Origin of the sequence: Bradyrhizobium sp. WU425, assembly GCF_021052305.1 — a bacterium.
GTDB lineage: Bacteria > Pseudomonadota > Alphaproteobacteria > Rhizobiales > Xanthobacteraceae > Bradyrhizobium > Bradyrhizobium canariense_D.
The window spans coordinates 1,973,243-1,989,774 of record NZ_CP088089.1 but is presented as its reverse complement, the minus strand read 5'-3'; the positions used below and the strand labels follow the sequence as shown (position 1 = coordinate 1,989,774).

Sequence of the window (16,532 nt, the reverse complement as noted above, 5' to 3'; positions counted from 1 at the left end):
GAACTAGCGCATGCCCTTCGAGACCGTCTGGGCCATTTCATCCGAGGCCTGGATCACCTTGGCATTCATTTCGTAGGCGCGCTGGGCAGAGATCAACTCGGTGATTTCCTTGACGGGATCGACGTTCGAGGCTTCGAGATATTGCTGGTTGATCTTGCCGTAGCCGGAATCGCCGGGCAGCCCGACGACCGGCGTGCCGGACGCCGTGGTCTCGCGATAGAGATTGCTGCCCAGCGGTTCGAGCCCGGCCTCGTTGGCGAAATTGGCGAGATTGAGCTGCCCGATTTGCCTCGGGTTCACTTCCGTATCCAGCTTGGCGAACACCTGTCCGGTCTGGTTGACCGTGACCTGGACCGTTTCCTGCGGCACCGTGATTGCCGGATCCAGCAGATAGCCGTCGGTCGTGACGAGCTGACTATTGGCATTGGTGTTGAACGAACCCGCGCGGGTATACTGCACCTCGTTGTTCGGACCGAGCACCTGAAACCAGCCGCGGCCGTTGATCGCCATGTCGTAGGGATTGCCGGTCTGCGTGAGCGCGCCCTGGATATGCAGCTTGCGGATTGCCGCCGACTTGACCCCGAGGCCGAGATTGGCGCCTTCCGGAATCGGCGACGAGCCGCTGGTGTTCGCAACGCCCTGCATGCGGTCCATCTGGTAGAACAGATCGGTGAACTCGGCACGCGCCCGCTTGTACGAGGTCGAGTTGATGTTGGCGATGTTGTTGGCGATGACTTCGATGTTGGTCTGTTGGGCGTTCATGCCCGTGGCCGCGATGGCAAGCGATTTCACAGCGTCACTCCTTGATCAGATCGACATCCGAACGACTTCCTGGTAGGCCTGCACGACCTTGTCGCGAACTGCGACCGCCGTCTGCAAGGCCTGCTCGGCCGACATCAGCGCCTCGACGACGCGCCGCGTCGATTCCTTGCCCTGCATCGCCGAGACCGAGGCCGCCTCGCCCGCCTTCAGCGTCCCGATCGCGTCCGTCGTCACTTGTTTCATGACCGATTCGAATCCGACGTCGCCACCGGACTGAATCGCGGGCGTCGCCGCCGGCGAGATGGCCTGCGTCTCGGTCGCGCGGCTTGCCGCTTGCCCGGCCGAAATCGCCGTGGATGAAATCGCTTCAAGCATTGTCAGCTCCTCAGCAGGTCGATGGTCATGCCCAGCATCGACCTCACCTGTTTCACGACCTGCAGATTGGCTTCATAGGAGCGGTTGACTTCCCGCATGTCCGCCATCTCGATCATCATGTTGACGTTCGGCAGCTTGACGTAGCCGGCCTTGTCGGCGGCGGGATGCCCCGGCTCGTACTCCACGCGGTAAGGCGTGGTGTCGACCCCGATTTCCTTGACCTTCGCCAGCTGCGCGCCCGAGGCGCGGTCCATCGCGGCGTCGAAGGTGATCGTCTTGCGTTGATAGGGATCGGCGCCGGCTGAGCGCCCTGTCGACGTCGCGTTGGCGAGGTTCTCCGAGACGATGCGCATGCGCGTCGACTGCGCTTCGAGCCCGGAGCTCGCGACCGTCAACGAGGATTGCAATGAGTCCAGCATGTCAGTTCACCTCAGGTCTTCGCGCTCGACAGCAGCATGCGGTGAAACGACCGCACGATCGCCGAGTTCATCGAGTAATCGCGACTGACGTCGCTGCCCTTGATCATTTCCTGCTCGAGACTGACGGAGTTGCCGGAGTGAACCACATCCCAGCTGTCCTTCTTCGCAGTCGCCCGCGTGTCGCTCTCGGCTGGGGAGAGCTGCAGGTGCGACGGCGACGTGGTCGCCAGTCTCACCGGCATGCCGTCGAGCACCTTGTTGAAGGGTTCGACGTCGCGCGCCTTGAAGCCCGGCGTGTTGGCGTTGGCGACGTTGGTGGCGATCGTCGATTGGCGGAGCTCGAGGTATCGCGCCTGCGACGATGCGAGTTCGAAGAGATAGAGCGGTCCCACGGCAGCACCATTCTGGTTCAGACGGTGTAACCTTAGGGTCGCAAGCTTTCGTCAGGCTGATGGAAGGGACGCCGTCCTCGGAATTCTACTGGACCTTCTCGGACTGCGGCGTCTGCTTGGACTGCAGGAAGTAGATGATCTCGGCGACCGGCCGGAAGAACTCCGCCGGAATTACCTGGTCGACCTGAACCGCCTCGTAGAGCGCGCGCGCCAGCGCCTTGTTCTCGATCACCGGAATCCGGTTCTGCTCGGCGACTTCGCGGATCTTCAGCGCAATCACGTCCATGCCCTTCGCCACGACGATGGGCGCCGGATTTTCCTCGCGATTGTAGCGCAGCGCGATCGCGAAATGCATCGGGTTCGCGATCACCAGCGTCGCGCGCGATGCGGAGGCGATCATGCGCTGGCGCGAGCGGTCGCGCGCCAGCGAGCGCAGGCGCGCCTTGATCAGCGGATCGCCTTCGGCCTGCTTGTGCTCGTCCTTGATCTCCTGCCGCGTCATGCGCAGCTCGCGCCGCCAGTGGAAGCGCGCCCAAGCCAGATCGACCGCGACCAGGACGATGGTCGCGATGCAGATCGCCGAGACGATTCGCATGGCGATGTTGAGAATCATCTCCGGCAGCGCGACCGGATCGGTGTACATCGCCTCGAACGCCTTCGCTTCCGACGAGCGCAGCACGAACGCGACGACGACGGTGACCGCGGCGAGCTTGAACAGCGACTTGGCGAACTCGACAAGGCCCTGCGATCCAAACAGCCGGCTCCAGCCGCCGAGCGGAGAGATTCGCGAAAGGTCCGGCGTGATGCGCTGGAGCACCAGGCTGGGAGCATTTTGCAACAGCGAGGCTGCGAGCCCGAACGCCGCCAGGGTGACGACGAGCGGCGTCAGGAATCGCAGTGCCTGAAGCCCGACCACGATGAGGAGATTCTGGGCGTCGGCCCCGGTGCTGAGAGGGAAGCCGTCGGGATCGTCGAGAAAGCCCGTCAGCATCGGCGTCAATTGCTGCACGCCCTGACCGATCAGGAACGCCTGGATCACCATCAGCGCGGCCATCGAGGCGAAGATGGAAGCCTCCCGAGAGACCGGGATTTTGCCCTGTTCGAGCGCATCGCGGACTTTCTTCTCGGTCGGCTCTTCTGTCTTGCTCTCCTGATCGGTTGTTTCTGCCATGCCCGTTCAGCGGTCAGCGAAAGACCAGCTCATCCTCCTGCTCGGGGTTGAGCTCGATTTCGCCCTTTTCCGCGAGGTCGAGCGCGAGGTCCGTGATCACGCGCCGCGCCTCCAGCACGTCGCGCTGGTTCGACGGTTCGCCAATGGCGAGTTCGTGCTCGACGACCCGGCGGACGCGCGAGGCGACCGAGGACAGGATCATCTCGCGGAAGTGCTTGTCAGTGCCCTTCAGCGCGATCACGATGCGATCGGTCGGCACCTGGTCGAAGATCATGGTGCGCGCCTTCGGCGTCAGGTTGGTGACGTCGTCGAAGGTGAAGAGCAGCTCCTTCAGCACTTCGGCCGACTTCGGCCGCTTCTCCGACAGGCTCTTCAGCATGTCCTCGATGTGTCCGCGCTCCATCTTGTTGATGATGTCGGCGACGCGGGCATAGGTGTCCGCGCCGAGGTTGCGGGCGAAATTCAGCGTCAAATCCTCATGCAGCGTCTTCTCGAGGACCCTCATGGCGTCGTCGACGATCGGCTTGAGGCTGAGCACGCGCCGCATCAGCTCGTTGCGCAGGCTCGACGGCAGCTGGCTCATGACCTTGGCGGCGCAGGACGGCTTGACCTTGGACAGGATGAGCGCTGCGGTCTGCGGATGCTCCTTGGACAGGTAGCTTGCCAGCGAGTTTTCCGACACCGACGAGACGCGGTCCCACACTGACCGGCTCGAATTGCCGAGCAGGTCCGACATGATCGCCGAGACCTGATCGGCCGGAAGCACGTCGCCGAGCACAGCTTCCAGGCCGCCGAGGGTGCCGAGAATGTTGGCGCCCATTGAGAACTGCTGGGCGAACTCCTCGACGATCGCTTCCAGTTCCTGCGCCGTGATCGGCCGTAGCTCGGCGGCGGCCTTTGTCACGGTGCGGATATCCTGCGGCTCGAACTGCGCGAGCACGCTGGCGGCCGCCTGCCGGCCCATGGCGAGCAGGAGTGCCGCGACCTTCTCCGTTCCGCCCAGCGTGGCGACGCCGCGCTGCTTGATGGGAGCCATGCCGACCTGTGCGGCCATGGTCAGGTATCACCCTGTCCCAACGGCCCGACAATTTCGGTGAGCGAGACGCCGAAGCGGGAATTGTCTTCTTCGACCACGACGACCTCGCCGCGGGCGACGACGCGACCGTTGACGACGACGTCGACGGGTTCGCCGACCCGGTGGTCGAGCGGAACCACCGCGCCACGGCCGAGCTTCATCAGGTTTGCCACCGGAATGGTTGCCGATCCCAGCACCACCTGCATGGTCACGGGAATGCGCAGGATCGCATCGACATTGGCGAACTTGCCGGTCTCCTCCGCAGTGCGCGCGGCGATCTCCGCCAGCCGCTCCAGCGGAGATGTCTCCGTATGCCCCTCGTCGGACGCCGATGCTGACTCATAGTCGAAGGATTGCGCCATTTGGTATCGCCTCTTGGTATTTCCGCTCCCGGAGCGCCGCGACGTTCCGATCGTATTTATTCCGCCGGCTTCGGCTTCAATGCTTGTTCACGTCGGCGCCGCCCGCGGTCGCCGCGGATGCGAGTCCGCTCCTCGCATCGAGCGCCGCGATCGCCTCGTGGGCCTGGTCGATCTTCGTGCTCAGCACGTTGGCGAGCCGCCCGAGATTTGCGGTGGAATCATGCGCCGCGGTGATGACCGTGTCGAACGCGCCCGCCGTCTCCTGGACGATGGTCGAGAACTCGCCCTGGTAGCTGCGCAACCGCGCCAGCTCGCGATGCATCCGGGTCACCCGCATGCTGGTGAAGGCGAGCGCGATCAGCAGCACGGCATCAACGAGATAGGATATCATCGACGAACTCCCGTTTCTGATCGACGGGATCTGCCACCTGCATGGCGTAATAGCCATCAAGCTGGCCGATCTGACACCAGAACAGCACCTGGTTGTTGCTCTCGAGCCGAGCCAGCGTTCGCGGCGTGGCTTCGAGCTCGAGCACCTGTCCGACCTGGAACTTCACGACGTCGCCCAGCGAAATCATCTTCTCGTCCAGCACGGCGCTCAGCGTCACCTCGGTGCGGTGAACCTCGGTCTCCATCTGCTCGCGCCAGCGCGGATCGGCCGCGCGGCCGTCGCTGACGACGACGGTCGCGAGCTTTTGCCTGAGCGGGTTGAGCGCGGAATGCGGGATGATGAGGAACATCTGACCGCCGCGGTAGAGCGCCTGCAGCATGATGTTCGCGCAGATCGACATGTTGCCGCTCCGCCCGATCGCCAGCGACGCCATGGCGGTCTCGACCCGCTCGACGCGGAAGGTGACGTTGGAGGTGCCGGCGAAAGCGGATTGCAGCGCCTTGGCGAACCGCTCGAACAGCGCCTGGACCAGGCGGATCTCGATGTTCGAGAAGCTGCGCTCGACGTCGAGCGGCGGTTCGGCGCCATCGGAGCCGAACATCGCCTCGACCATGGTGAACACGAAGTCGCGGTCGAGCATGATGATGATGCGGGAGTCCCACTGCTCGGCATAGAGCACCGCCGCAACCGCGTTGGCCTCGTAGTCCTTGATGATGTCGCCGACACGGTCGTTGGTGATGCCGTTGACCGAGAAATAGCATGGCGTTCCAGCCATCGGCTGCAGGCTGTCCGTGCACGATGCCGCCATGCGATCGAAGATCACATTGAGCATCGGCATGCGCTCGATCGAAATGCCGGCGGCGTCCAGCAGATAGTTCGGCAGCGGCTTGCGCTGATCGATTTCGAGGGCTTCCATCATGATGCGCGCGCAGCCTTCGGTTCAACCTCGGTCACGACAGCCTTGGGGCCCGCGATCGTCTCGTTCTCGACGACGTCGATCGAGGGCCGCTCGGGGCTCGCGATCATCTTGCGGCCGTGCTCGACGGCGATCTGCGGCATGGCGCCGTTCATGAACGCCAGCAGCGTCTGCTTGACGATGATGTAGGGCCGGCAGCGCTTCTCGCGCGTCATCTTCACCTTCATCGCGAAGGGCGAAATGATCCCGTAGGACAGGAAAATACCGGCAAAGGTGCCGACGAGGGCGGCCCCGATGAAGCCGCCCAGCAGCTTCGGGGACTGGTCAAGCGCGCCCATGGCCTTGATGACGCCGAGCACCGCGGCGACGATGCCGAGCGCAGGCAGCGCCTCCGAGACCACCACCAGCGCGTGGTAGGGCGCCAGCTTGCTCTTCACGATGGTGTGGATCTCCTCGTCCATCAGCGCTTCGATCTCGTGCGTTCGCGCGTTACCCATGATGATGAGGCGGACGTAGTCGCAGATGAACTGGAGCAGCGACGGATCTCCGAGCACGCTCGGGTACGCCTTGAAGATCTCGGAGGACGCGGGATCGTCGATATGCGCCTCGACCTCGTTGCGGCCCTTGCCCCGCAGCTCCCGCATCAGCGCGTGCAGCGCACCGAGCAGATCGAGATAGTAGCGCTGACCTGGCACCGCTCCCGTCACCGCCTGCACGCAGGCAAGCCCGGTATCCGCGACCGTCTTCCAGGGATTGGCCATGATGAAGGTGCCGGCCGCGGTGCCCATGATGATCACGAACTCCCACGGCTGCATCAGCACGCCCAGATGCCCGCCCATGGCGGCAAATCCGCCCAGCAGTGCCGCTACCGTGATGACGATCCCCACGAAACTGCCCAACGCGCCGCTCCATCACCGATCCCATCGGGAATATCTAGTTGGCGAGCCTTGCGCGAGGCTGGCTTCCCCCTCGCCAGCCTCGCGCAAGCGATTCACGGCAGCTTGGGACGACGTCGCGAGAGCGGCCAGAGGGGCGCGTGTCATGCTATCCACCATCGCGGACTACACCAGACTGACCAAGGACATGGGCAAGTCGCTGACACAGGTCGCGACGCAGCCGGACGTCAGCCGTGACACCGATTATTTCCTCAGCCACATCGGCAACGTGAAGACCATCGACGACTTCCTGAAGGACTATCGTCTCTACTCCTACGCGATGAAGGCATATGGCCTCAGCGAGATGACCTATGCCAAGGCGTTCATGCGCAAGGTGCTGACCGAGGGTATCGCGGACAACAAGACCTTCGCCAACAAGCTGACCGATACCCGCTACCGGCAATTCGCGGCCGCCTTCAATTTCGCCGCCCTCGGCGACAAGGCGACCCAAACCGCCGCGGCCACGACCGGCACGGCGACCCAATACGTTACGCAGACGATGGAGGAGAAGGCCGGCGACCAGAACGAGGGCCTGCGGCTGGCGCTCTATTTCACGCGCAAGGCCTCCACGATCACCAATTCCTACCAGATCCTCGCGGACAAGGCGATGACGCAAGTGGTGCAGACGGCGCTCGGCCTGCCGTCGACGATCAGCTCGGCTGATATCGATGCCCAGGCCAAGATGATCACGAGCAAGATCAAGCTCACCGATTTCCAGGACCCGGCCAAGGTCACCAAATTCGTGCAGCGCTTCGCGGCGATGTGGGATGCGACCCAGGCCCAGAGCGACAACTCGACCAACCCGGCGCTGGTCCTGATCGGCGGCGCCACGACGTCGATCGGCATGGATTCCAACGTGCTCACGACACTTCAGAACATCAAGTTCAACAGGTAAGTCATGCAATCGGCCCTCTATGTAGGATTGTCGGCGCAGGTCGCTCTCGAAAAGCGCCTCCAGACGATCGCCAACAACGTCGCCAACGTCAACACGGCGGCGTTCCGCACCGACGTGGTGAAGTTCGAGACCGTGCTGTCCAAGGCGGGCGCGAACCCGGTCGCCTTCTCCTCGCCCGGCGACAACATCATCTCGCGCGAGATGGGCAGCATCACCGAGAGCGGCAACCCACTCGACGTCGCCGTGGTCGGACAGGGCTGGATCGCCTTCGCCGGTCCGAACGGAACGGTCTATACGCGCGACGGCCGACTCCAGATCGCCGCCAACGGCGACCTTCAGACCGTGTCCGGCTTCCCCGTCATCGATTCCGGCGGCGCGCAGATCACCCTCGATCCGAACGGCGGACCGGTCTCGATCGCGCGCAGCGGCGCGATCACCCAGGACAACAACGAGATCGGCACCATCGGCCTGTTCAACATTCCCGCCGACGCCAATCTCGACCGCTACGGCAATTCGGGCGTCACGCCCAACCGGCCTGCGACCGCGATCGCCGACTTCTCCCGCGACGGCTTCAAGCAGGGCTATGTCGAGGGCTCGGGCGCCAATCCGATGATGGAATTGACGAAGCTGATCGCGGCCTCGCGCGCCTTCGACGGCACCAATTCGATGATCGAGGGCACCGAGAGCTCGCTGCAGAACGCAATCCGGACGCTGGGTGAACCCGGCAAATAGACTGCGCCCGCGCGCAATGAGGTTGGACGGTTTCCTTGAACGCTCTTCGGCAACTTGAGTGGGCGCTGCTGGAGCTTCAGCAGAGCACTCCCCTGGCAAGCGTCAGCGGCGCGATCTCCGAGATCGCGTCGACGCATTTCCGCGTCTCCGGCCTGTCGCGCTTCGTCAGGCTTGGCGAGCTGATCGGCGTCAACTCCGGCGGCAAGCCCCAGATCGGCGAGGTGGTGCGGATCGACAGCGAGGGCATCATCGCCAAGCCGTTCGACCGGCAGTTCGCCGGCGGCCTCGGCTCGGTCGCCTACCGGATGCCGCCCCTGTCCTTCGCGCCCGATCCGAGCTGGAAGGGCCGCGTCATCAACGCGCTCGGGGCGCCCCTGGACGGACAGGGCCCTCTCACCCCCGGGTCGCGTCCGGTCTCGGCCGAGGCGGAGGCGCCTTCGGCCATGAAGCGCGCGCGGGTCCACAAGCCGCTGCGCACCGGCGTACGCGTCATCGACCTGTTCGCCCCGATCTGTGCCGGCCAGCGTGTCGGCATCTTTGCCGGCTCCGGTGTCGGTAAATCGACGCTGCTTGCGATGCTCGCCCGCAGCCAGGGTTTTGACACGGTCGTGCTGGCACTGGTCGGCGAGCGCGGCCGCGAGGTGCGCGAGTTCATCGAGGACGTGCTGGGCGCCGATCGTCACCGCGCCGTCACGATCGTGTCGACGGGAGACGAGAGCCCGATGATGCGGCGACTGGCGCCGAAGACGGCCATGGCGGTCGCCGAATATTTCCGAGACCGGGGCGAATCCGTCCTGCTCATGGTCGATTCGATCACCCGCTTCGCCCACGCCGCCCGTGAAGTGGCGCTCGCCGCCGGTGAGCCCGCGGTCGCGCGCGGCTACGCACCCACCGTCTTTACCGATCTGCCGCGCCTTCTGGAGCGCGCCGGACCCGGCGAGGAGGGATCCGGGACGATCACCGGGATTTTCTCCGTGCTGGTGGATGGCGACGATCACAACGAGCCGATCGCCGATACCATCCGCAGCACACTTGATGGCCACATCGTGCTCTCCAGGCATATCGCCGACCAGGCGCGTTACCCGGCGGTGGACGTTCTGGGTTCGGTCTCCCGCCTCGCCCATAACGTCTGGGACCCCGAAGAGCGCGAATTGGTGAGCAAGCTGCGCGCCATGATCGCCAAATACGAGGACACGCGCGACCTTCGCCTGATGGGCGGATACCAGGCGGGACGTGATTCGGGGCTCGACCAGGCGGTCGACATGGTCCCGAGAATCTATGGCGCGATGCGGCAGGACGCTTCGGCTCCCCCAAGCGCCGATCCGTTCCGCGAGCTGCGGGACATGCTCAAGGGCGACTAGCAAGTCTCAGATTGAGTCGGCGCGCGAGGCGCCACGCGATCGCACCTTGCTCGTTGTTTTCGACAGGCGATTGCGCATGCCGCCACGCTTCCAGCGCATGCACATGCACGCCCGTCTCCGGTTTCCGCCGTGATCGTCTCCACCGTTCGGGTGAGCGGAGCCGCGCCGAAAGCGACTGAACCGGCGATTCCTTGATTCAGTCCGGACAACCGCCGCGTGTAATTCCTGTGAGTTCCCTCGGACAATTCTTGGCAGAACGCACAAGTTGTGGATGACATGCGGACGCACATCGTCGTCCTGCACAAGCTTCGATCAACTTGCATCAACGACAGCCAACGGGCCGTGCAATAAAACCGTCGCATAGTCGCGTGCATGTTGCTCGTGGGACAGCGTATTGCGTTCACCATCATGTGTCCCGAGGAGCGAGATTGTCTTGAACGTTACATTCGCCTGCGACGACATCCTGTCTGCGAGATGGTCTCTACTTGATTTTGTTGAGAAGGTCATTCATCGTTTCGTCGGAAGATAAGAAACGTCTGCGTGTGACTTGAACCTTAGGGGCTTCGGTTGAACTACTCCGATCCATCGTCTGGTGGCGACGGCTATTCGGGCTCCCGTGCGACGACGCCGCGAATGGCATATCCACAGCAACACCGCCTCCCACGCCATAGCTTGCAGTGCTCATCAGTCCAGGTCGGGCGCCGGGCAGGCCGTGCCTTCACGCGAGAGAAGAGCACGGTGCATGTGTCGGACATTGCCGGTGGTCCGGCTTCTCGCAAACGGCTCGTGCGCAACGGCGGAAGGCGGCTCCGGAGCGCCGCAGACGTGACTCCCGGGGCAAGGTAGGAATTCATGCCATTGGCAAGAGAAGCCGTGGAGCTGCTGGTTCAGGCAGCGAGGGCTTGGTATTTCGAAGGCGATCAGCATGGGTTGCGCGATCGGGAATGGATGGCGCTGCGCTTTCTCGGCCGCGCCAACAGGTTTTCGCGCACGCCCTCCGCGCTCGCCGGCTTCATCGGCGCCACCAGGGCGACTGCATCGCAGATTGTGAAGACGCTGGAGAGCAAGACCTTCCTGGTGCGAAAGCCGTCGCACGAAGACAAGCGTTCTGTCGTGCTGCACGTCACTGCGCAGGGCGAGAAGTGCCTGAGCCAGCACGATCCGGTCAATCACGTGCTGAACGCGGTCACGGCGCTCGGACCCGACGAGTGCGTCAGGCTGCGCGATTCGCTGCGCGAGATCCTCAATCATCTCGACGCGGCAAATCAGCGGCTCGATGCCAGCGTCTGCCGGGACTGCATGTTTCTCGCCGAACGCGGGCCGGGTACCGGCAAGGGACGCGCAACGGCCGAATTCATGTGCCGGCTGTATCGCGCCCCGGTTTCGCTCGAGGAGACTGAACTGCTCTGCACCAGTTTCGAGCGCACCCGCGACCGTCCCAAGATCGAGGAGCATCTCGACCGCGCGCGCGTGGTGAACCAGGGGTGAGGCACGCGTAAATTTCCGCGCGGTGGCGATCTCTGAAAGGCGCACAGAGCCTCTCATGTTCCGGACAAGCTGCAACGCGCAAAGCGTGTCGAAGACGCGCGTAAACGCGCTTATGGCGCTGCTGCGCAGAACCGGGACCAGGGCGACACGGCGTGATGCGGCGAGATGGGCCCCGGCTCTGCAGCCGCACCGCAAAAGCGCTGCGCTGCGTCCAGGGCACGAGAACGGAGTGTGGCGCACATTCTCCCCACATCGTCATTGCGAGGGCAGCGACTTGTCCGCCGAAGCTTTAGCGAAGGCGGAAGCAATCCAGAGTCTCTCCGCGGTAAGACTCTGCTTCGCTGCGCTCGCAATGACGGAGTATGAGGCGGCGGCTTCGTCCTCCCAGCACCACTGTCATTCCCCGATGAAAGCGGGGAATTCAGTACGCCGCGGCTTCTCGGTTCAATCATAACTGTCTCGGAATACTGGATCGCCCGGTCAAGCCGGGCGATGACAGGGAGTGTGTAGCCGTAGACACGCCTTCGCGTCCTCGCGGCGTTTCGCCCGAGCTTTGCCTGGTCATTCCACCCTCAAAGCCAAGAGGGCGCAGGGAAGACCGGGTGCCGGCTGGCACCCGCGGTCCGCTGCGCGAAAATGTAGCGCAAGGAAACCGCACAGCAGCATACAGGTGTAGCCAATCACTCGGCCTTCCCTGCGCGATGGTTGGACGGCTTATGCCGTGCTCTCCCGGGAGCCGAGTTCGTTCTGGCCTCCCTCGTCCCAACGAAAGTCACCGGCACCGCGCCGGTTGACGCAGATGCCGCATTCGCCAGGGCTTGACCGTAGCAACGACGGCCGGGACCACACGGTTTTGCCGTACGCACGGCTCGCCATTTCGCCGCAGTTTTTCCAGCCCTATCGACGGAGCCGGAAACTTACAGACGAGACGAAGCCTAGCAGCGCCGCTCGTCGGAACGCAGCCTTGGGCTCACGGAGAGCAATCCGCCCTGCCCTTGGCCTCTCGCACCCGAACGCTGCCGCGTCCACCGCAAGCCCGGCTCGCGAACATGACGACCACAAGATCGCCCCTCAAGGATGAGCCGGGATGCACGACACATACGCCATTTCCGAATTTCGGTAAAGCGGAATATTTTTGTGAGAGCGGATTGACACGGGGGCGACACAGGCGCGGTCCCGTAGCCCGGATGAAGCGAAGCGTGATCCGGGAAGGTGCCGGACGCAGCGCGAGCAGCCCCCGGATCACGCTTGCGCTCCATCCGGGCACCGGGGCTTCGCCGCCCTATATCATCTGCCTTGCGCAAAAAAACACCCGGCGGTTTCCCGCCGGGTGTTCGTTCATGTGTTTCGATAGATTTTACCAGTTGCGCTGAGCGCGGAGGATCATGGCGACCGAGTCCTGATCCTTCAGCTCGTAGGCCGCGGTCGGCTTGGCGGTCGCGACGCTCGGGGAGGCGCCAACCGTACCAGAATACTTCTGGTCGAGATGGGTCCAGGACACGTCCGCCGAGAAGGTCAGGTTCTTGACCGGGGTCCACCGGGTGACGACACCTAGCTGGCCGATCGCGAAGTCCGGGTTGCAACCCGTCACACCTGCCAGGGCTCCGAACACACCGGCGCCGCCGCCGGCGCCGCAGATGGTGGTCTTGGCCAGCGTGCCGAACTGGGCCTGAGCGTAAGCACCGTACAGCGAGGAGTTCCAGTTGGGATCCCAGTTGTGGGTGTAAGCGCCACGGAAGCCCCAGGTCTTGACGGTTTCCTGCGAGCTACCGGTCACGTACACCGTGTCGGGAGCATTGGCGAAGCCAACGCTCTGGTAGGCAACACCCGAGCTACCGAACAGCGAGTAGCTGCTGCCCGACAGGTTCTGGAAGTTGTAGCGGGTCGCGCCGTCGGTGTAGACGCCCTGGATGTTGATCGTGTCACCCGCGCCGGTCGGGATGTTCTTGATCGACAAAGCGAGCTGAACCGCCCAACCCCACTTGTCGTCGGGATGGCCGGTGGCTTCGGTCGCGCCGTAATAGGCGACATGGTTGTCATGCGCAGCCACTGACGCCTGGAAGAGACCCCAGGCCTGATCGACACGCACCTGACCGACGAGGTTCGGCGAACGCGAGCCGCCGAGGGCGTTGGTGCCGTATGAGCCGCCGATGATGCCACCTGCGGTCGCGCCGGTCATGTTGAGGTTGCCGGCCTGATAGTAGGCCGTCGCATCTTCAGCGGAGAACGATGCCGTGACGCCCTGGCCGAAGTCGGCGGTGTAGGTGAACTGGGTGACGCCGGTAACGGTGCCGCTGCCGCCGACGAGGTTGTCGGTGATGTTGCCGGGATAGTTGGTCCAGGGCGCGTCGAACTGCGACACGGCCTTACCCATCGTGAAGCCGGCGAACTGGATGAAGGCGTAGTATACGCCGAGCGCACCGGCCGAGGTATTGCCGTCGGTGCCGTTGACGTTGCCGCTACCCGAACCGACGAGGCCTGTGCCCGCAGCGTTGAGACCGAGCGTACCGCTGTACTGGGTGCCACCCGTTGCCGAACCGGTGCCCGAATAGTTGCCGGTCGTCCAGGTAAAGACGCCGTCGAAGAACGTGCGGACCACGCCGTATTCGGTCGCGGTGCGGGTGTCGATGTTGAGGTCTTCACGAGCGCGGAAGGTGTAGTAGTTCATCAGGCGGTTGCGTGCACCGGCAACACCGCTCTGGTTCGGGTTGAAGTCCGAATTGGTATTGAGGTTCGCATCGGCACGCAGGTAACCACCCAGCTTGATGCAGGTGTCGGTGCCGGGGATGTAGTAGAAACCGGCGCCGTACAGCGAGCAGATCTTCACGTATTCGACCGCCTTGGCCTTCACGGGAAGATCGGCAGCGAACGCCCCGGAGGCGGCCATCAGGCCGGCAGCCGAGCCGAGAAAGAGTGTCTTCGTCAACTTCATCAGTAAACCTCCAGGTCGGTTCAGGGGGCTCGGGTCCTCGGTGGACGCCGCTTTACCCTCTCAATTTCCGTTCAATTCAGGTCCGCACCGAAGGTTCGGACTGAAACGACAGCGAGGTGCCCCCTCCGTCGCGGCTTCACATATAGTTTATAAAAACAATGGTCTCAATTTATTGCTTTGATGAATCGACACTTCGGGTCGCGATGTGGCTTGAGGGCAACAGCGCGACATCACCCCGGAAGATCACTATAGAAAGACCAGAAAAGCCCTCGGGGGGCATCCCGAGGGCTTCTTGGAGGTCTCGCATCGCTGTCCGTCGCGTGGGTCAAGAGCAGCGAAATAGAGCGCGATAGTCGATAATAAAATTAATTGTTCTTTGCAAGTAATAAGTGAGCCTACGATTTCTTCCGCGCGGTATCTCCCCTTTGGTCGGCGCGCGATTTTCGAGACGCTTCCAAGATATCCCATTAAGGATAGGCAAGGGATAAACGGGGAAGGGAGCCACATGATCGAGAAGAAACTCGACAGGGCGATTACGGACTTCATCTGGAACGTCGTCGAAATTCATTCCCAGCTGGAGGACATCCACACCAGCTGGGCCGGACTGCTGGGCATTACCGAGCCGCAGTGGCTGATCCTGATGGCCATCACCGAACTGGACCAGGGGCGAGGTGTCGCGGGAATCGACATCGCGAACAAGCTGCGCGTCCACCCCGCCTTCGTCACCAACCAGACCAAGAGTCTCGAAAAGGGCGGCTTCCTGTCGCGACGGCCGGCCGCAGAAGACGCACGCTACGTCCTGATGTCGCTGACGGCGAAAGCAACGACGGAGATCGAAAAACTGTCGAAGAGAAAGCTCGCCTTGAACTCGACCATGTTCAACGAGCTCGACGAGAAGACCTTGGCCGATCTGAATGCCGCGCTCGCAACGATTGCCAAGAATGCCCGGCTGGCCGCACGGTTGCTGGCCATCGACGCTTCCTGACTCCCTGACGTCAGGCGCGGAACGCGCGCCTCGATTCATCCCCAATCTCTCCTCGCCTTCCCAATCTTTTCTCGCCTTCCCCCAATCTCTTGGCGCCTTAGAGGTAGGTCACGGAATCCAGCTGGCGGGCAATTCCAAGTTTGCTGTCGAGCCATTCGAAAATGAAATCGTCCACCGCGATGAAATTCTCGACCTCGCCCAGAGGGTACGGAATGCAGTTCGGCACGACGGTCGCGCAATCGGCTCCGGCCTGCCGATAGCCGGCTTGCAGTTCGAGAGCATCCTCCTCCCAAACCATTGAGCGGCTGCCGACGACCATCAGAAGCGGGCAAGGTATCCGACACAACGGCAGCAACGAACCCGTCGAGGGCCCGTCACGGACCGCCTGCTCGACGCCGATCATCCAGCGCAGCGATGCCCGGCGCATGACCGGCGTCGCAATGCCGCCGTCGCACACGGCGGCAGCCATTCTGCGATCCAGGAGGGCAAGACGGGATGCGTGACTGGCGGCCGCCCCCTCGCCGTAGACCGCGATCTGCTGCGAATCGACGTCCGGACGAGCTTCCAGGTAATCCAGCCAGCATTGAAGAATATGCGCCGGCTTGAAGGGGCTACGACCGGATGAATCGCCAGCATCAACGAGCAGGAGTGACACGTTCCGTCGCCCTGAAGCCGGCAACAGCCTGCTCATCATCGAGCCGAGGGTGATGTCCTCGTCGCTGACGCAGATAACCGCGGGTGCGAAAGACCGATCGGGGAACGCCGGCAGAAAGTAGCCCGCAAGCGAGCCTTGATCAAAGCAGTCGATCTCCACACGCTCGATCGCCGAACCGGCGTCCTCCTCGAAGCCCCTCAGGCAGAGTCTGACCTTGTCTACGAGGTCGGTACCCCCGGGATCTCCGGGCCAAGACAGGTTCCTCGCGACTTCAAGGGCCGTCAGCGAGCACAGCCACGCTTCCCGCGCGATCTGAGCTGAACTGGTTACGCGCGCCGATTCGGCGAATATCCGGTACTCGCCTGAGATCCTCAACCACTCCGAAATCCACCGATGCCTGTGCGCCTCGCGCACGAGTTCCGCAACGGACAAGCTTTCGAAAAAATGGGACGCGCGTTTTCGCAAGCACGCCAGGCTTCGACCGGCGCCGTCGCACGTGCCGTGAGGCCAATGATCATCTTCCATGTCCGTCCCCGAACGGCGCGTCGGCGGTTGCTTGGACTCGGCGCAGCGCCGTCAGCGCAACGCCCTGCATGTCTGCTCGATGCGACGTCACGCGTGCGTGATCGCGCTTGCGTCTGCCGTCCCGATGATCGTTCCGTTTTCCCTTCGCGGGCGGGGGCACT

The 16,532-nt window shown here is 63.3% G+C and carries 17 protein-coding genes; 5 read left to right on the top strand and 12 right to left on the bottom strand.

All coding sequences use genetic code 11. The features are described from left to right. Positions 1 to 3 precede the first annotated feature (3 nt). From flgG to motA, 10 genes are all read right to left on the bottom strand, one after another. Positions 4 to 792: a flagellar basal-body rod protein FlgG gene (gene flgG, locus BcanWU425_RS09550; RefSeq protein WP_204512166.1), complete on the bottom strand. Its 789-nt coding sequence runs from the start codon at positions 790 to 792 to the stop codon at positions 4 to 6. Between the two features lie 15 nt (positions 793 to 807). After that, entirely contained in the window at positions 808 to 1,137 is a 330-nt protein-coding gene (locus BcanWU425_RS09545; protein ID WP_018453963.1) for a flagellar hook-basal body complex protein FliE, read from the bottom strand. Between the two features lie 2 nt (positions 1,138 to 1,139). Beyond that, entirely contained in the window at positions 1,140 to 1,556 is a 417-nt protein-coding gene (flgC, locus tag BcanWU425_RS09540; protein ID WP_085385293.1) for a flagellar basal body rod protein FlgC, read from the bottom strand. Positions 1,557 to 1,567: 11 nt separating this feature from the next. After that, entirely contained in the window at positions 1,568 to 1,948 is a 381-nt protein-coding gene (flgB, locus tag BcanWU425_RS09535; protein ID WP_018453961.1) for a flagellar basal body rod protein FlgB, read from the bottom strand. A gap of 85 nt (positions 1,949 to 2,033) precedes the next feature. Further along, positions 2,034 to 3,119 (bottom strand): flagellar biosynthesis protein FlhB, encoded by a 1,086-nt coding sequence (gene flhB / locus BcanWU425_RS09530; protein WP_231190382.1) that lies wholly within the window; start codon positions 3,117 to 3,119, stop codon positions 2,034 to 2,036. Between the two features lie 13 nt (positions 3,120 to 3,132). Further along, a complete protein-coding gene (locus BcanWU425_RS09525; RefSeq protein WP_027570476.1) occupies positions 3,133 to 4,173 on the bottom strand; it encodes a flagellar motor switch protein FliG in 1,041 nt (346 codons plus the stop codon). Positions 4,174 to 4,175: 2 nt separating this feature from the next. Then, positions 4,176 to 4,556 (bottom strand): flagellar motor switch protein FliN, encoded by a 381-nt coding sequence (fliN, locus tag BcanWU425_RS09520; protein WP_007595899.1) that lies wholly within the window; start codon positions 4,554 to 4,556, stop codon positions 4,176 to 4,178. A gap of 76 nt (positions 4,557 to 4,632) precedes the next feature. After that, the gene (locus BcanWU425_RS09515) at positions 4,633 to 4,947 is read right to left on the bottom strand and encodes a hypothetical protein (RefSeq protein WP_018453958.1); all 315 of its coding nucleotides are present in this window, start codon (positions 4,945 to 4,947) and stop codon (positions 4,633 to 4,635) included. Continuing rightward, a complete protein-coding gene (locus BcanWU425_RS09510) occupies positions 4,928 to 5,866 on the bottom strand; it encodes a flagellar motor switch protein FliM (protein WP_039798924.1) in 939 nt (312 codons plus the stop codon). The genes BcanWU425_RS09515 and BcanWU425_RS09510 overlap by 20 nt, the downstream gene beginning before the upstream one ends. Next, positions 5,863 to 6,762, bottom strand: coding sequence for a flagellar motor stator protein MotA (gene motA / locus BcanWU425_RS09505; RefSeq protein ID WP_018453956.1), 900 nt, complete (start codon positions 6,760 to 6,762; stop codon positions 5,863 to 5,865). The genes BcanWU425_RS09510 and motA overlap by 4 nt, the downstream gene beginning before the upstream one ends. A gap of 142 nt (positions 6,763 to 6,904) precedes the next feature. Here motA and BcanWU425_RS09500 point away from each other — a divergent pair, with 142 nt between their 5' ends. From BcanWU425_RS09500 to BcanWU425_RS09485, 4 genes are all read left to right on the top strand, one after another. Further along, on the top strand, positions 6,905 to 7,693 hold the full coding sequence (locus BcanWU425_RS09500; RefSeq protein ID WP_204512167.1) for a DUF1217 domain-containing protein: 789 nt from the start codon (positions 6,905 to 6,907) through the stop codon (positions 7,691 to 7,693). Between the two features lie 3 nt (positions 7,694 to 7,696). Beyond that, positions 7,697 to 8,425: a flagellar basal-body rod protein FlgF gene (gene flgF / locus BcanWU425_RS09495; protein ID WP_007595915.1), complete on the top strand. Its 729-nt coding sequence runs from the start codon at positions 7,697 to 7,699 to the stop codon at positions 8,423 to 8,425. A 35-nt stretch (positions 8,426 to 8,460) separates the two neighbouring features. Next, the gene (gene fliI / locus BcanWU425_RS09490) at positions 8,461 to 9,786 is read left to right on the top strand and encodes a flagellar protein export ATPase FliI (protein ID WP_018453953.1); all 1,326 of its coding nucleotides are present in this window, start codon (positions 8,461 to 8,463) and stop codon (positions 9,784 to 9,786) included. Positions 9,787 to 10,638: 852 nt separating this feature from the next. Beyond that, positions 10,639 to 11,274: a MarR family winged helix-turn-helix transcriptional regulator gene (locus BcanWU425_RS09485; RefSeq protein WP_204512168.1), complete on the top strand. Its 636-nt coding sequence runs from the start codon at positions 10,639 to 10,641 to the stop codon at positions 11,272 to 11,274. A 1,357-nt stretch (positions 11,275 to 12,631) separates the two neighbouring features. Here BcanWU425_RS09485 and BcanWU425_RS09480 read toward each other — a convergent pair. Then, positions 12,632 to 14,206: a porin gene (locus BcanWU425_RS09480; RefSeq protein WP_085357572.1), complete on the bottom strand. Its 1,575-nt coding sequence runs from the start codon at positions 14,204 to 14,206 to the stop codon at positions 12,632 to 12,634. 505 nt (positions 14,207 to 14,711) lie between these two features. On the opposite strand from BcanWU425_RS09480, the gene BcanWU425_RS09475 reads away from it, so the two are divergent. After that, positions 14,712 to 15,191: a MarR family winged helix-turn-helix transcriptional regulator gene (locus tag BcanWU425_RS09475; protein ID WP_085357570.1), complete on the top strand. Its 480-nt coding sequence runs from the start codon at positions 14,712 to 14,714 to the stop codon at positions 15,189 to 15,191. Between the two features lie 97 nt (positions 15,192 to 15,288). Here BcanWU425_RS09475 and BcanWU425_RS09470 read toward each other — a convergent pair whose 3' ends face one another. Next, a complete protein-coding gene (locus BcanWU425_RS09470) occupies positions 15,289 to 16,371 on the bottom strand; it encodes an alpha/beta hydrolase (RefSeq protein WP_204512169.1) in 1,083 nt (360 codons plus the stop codon). Positions 16,372 to 16,532 lie beyond the last annotated feature (161 nt).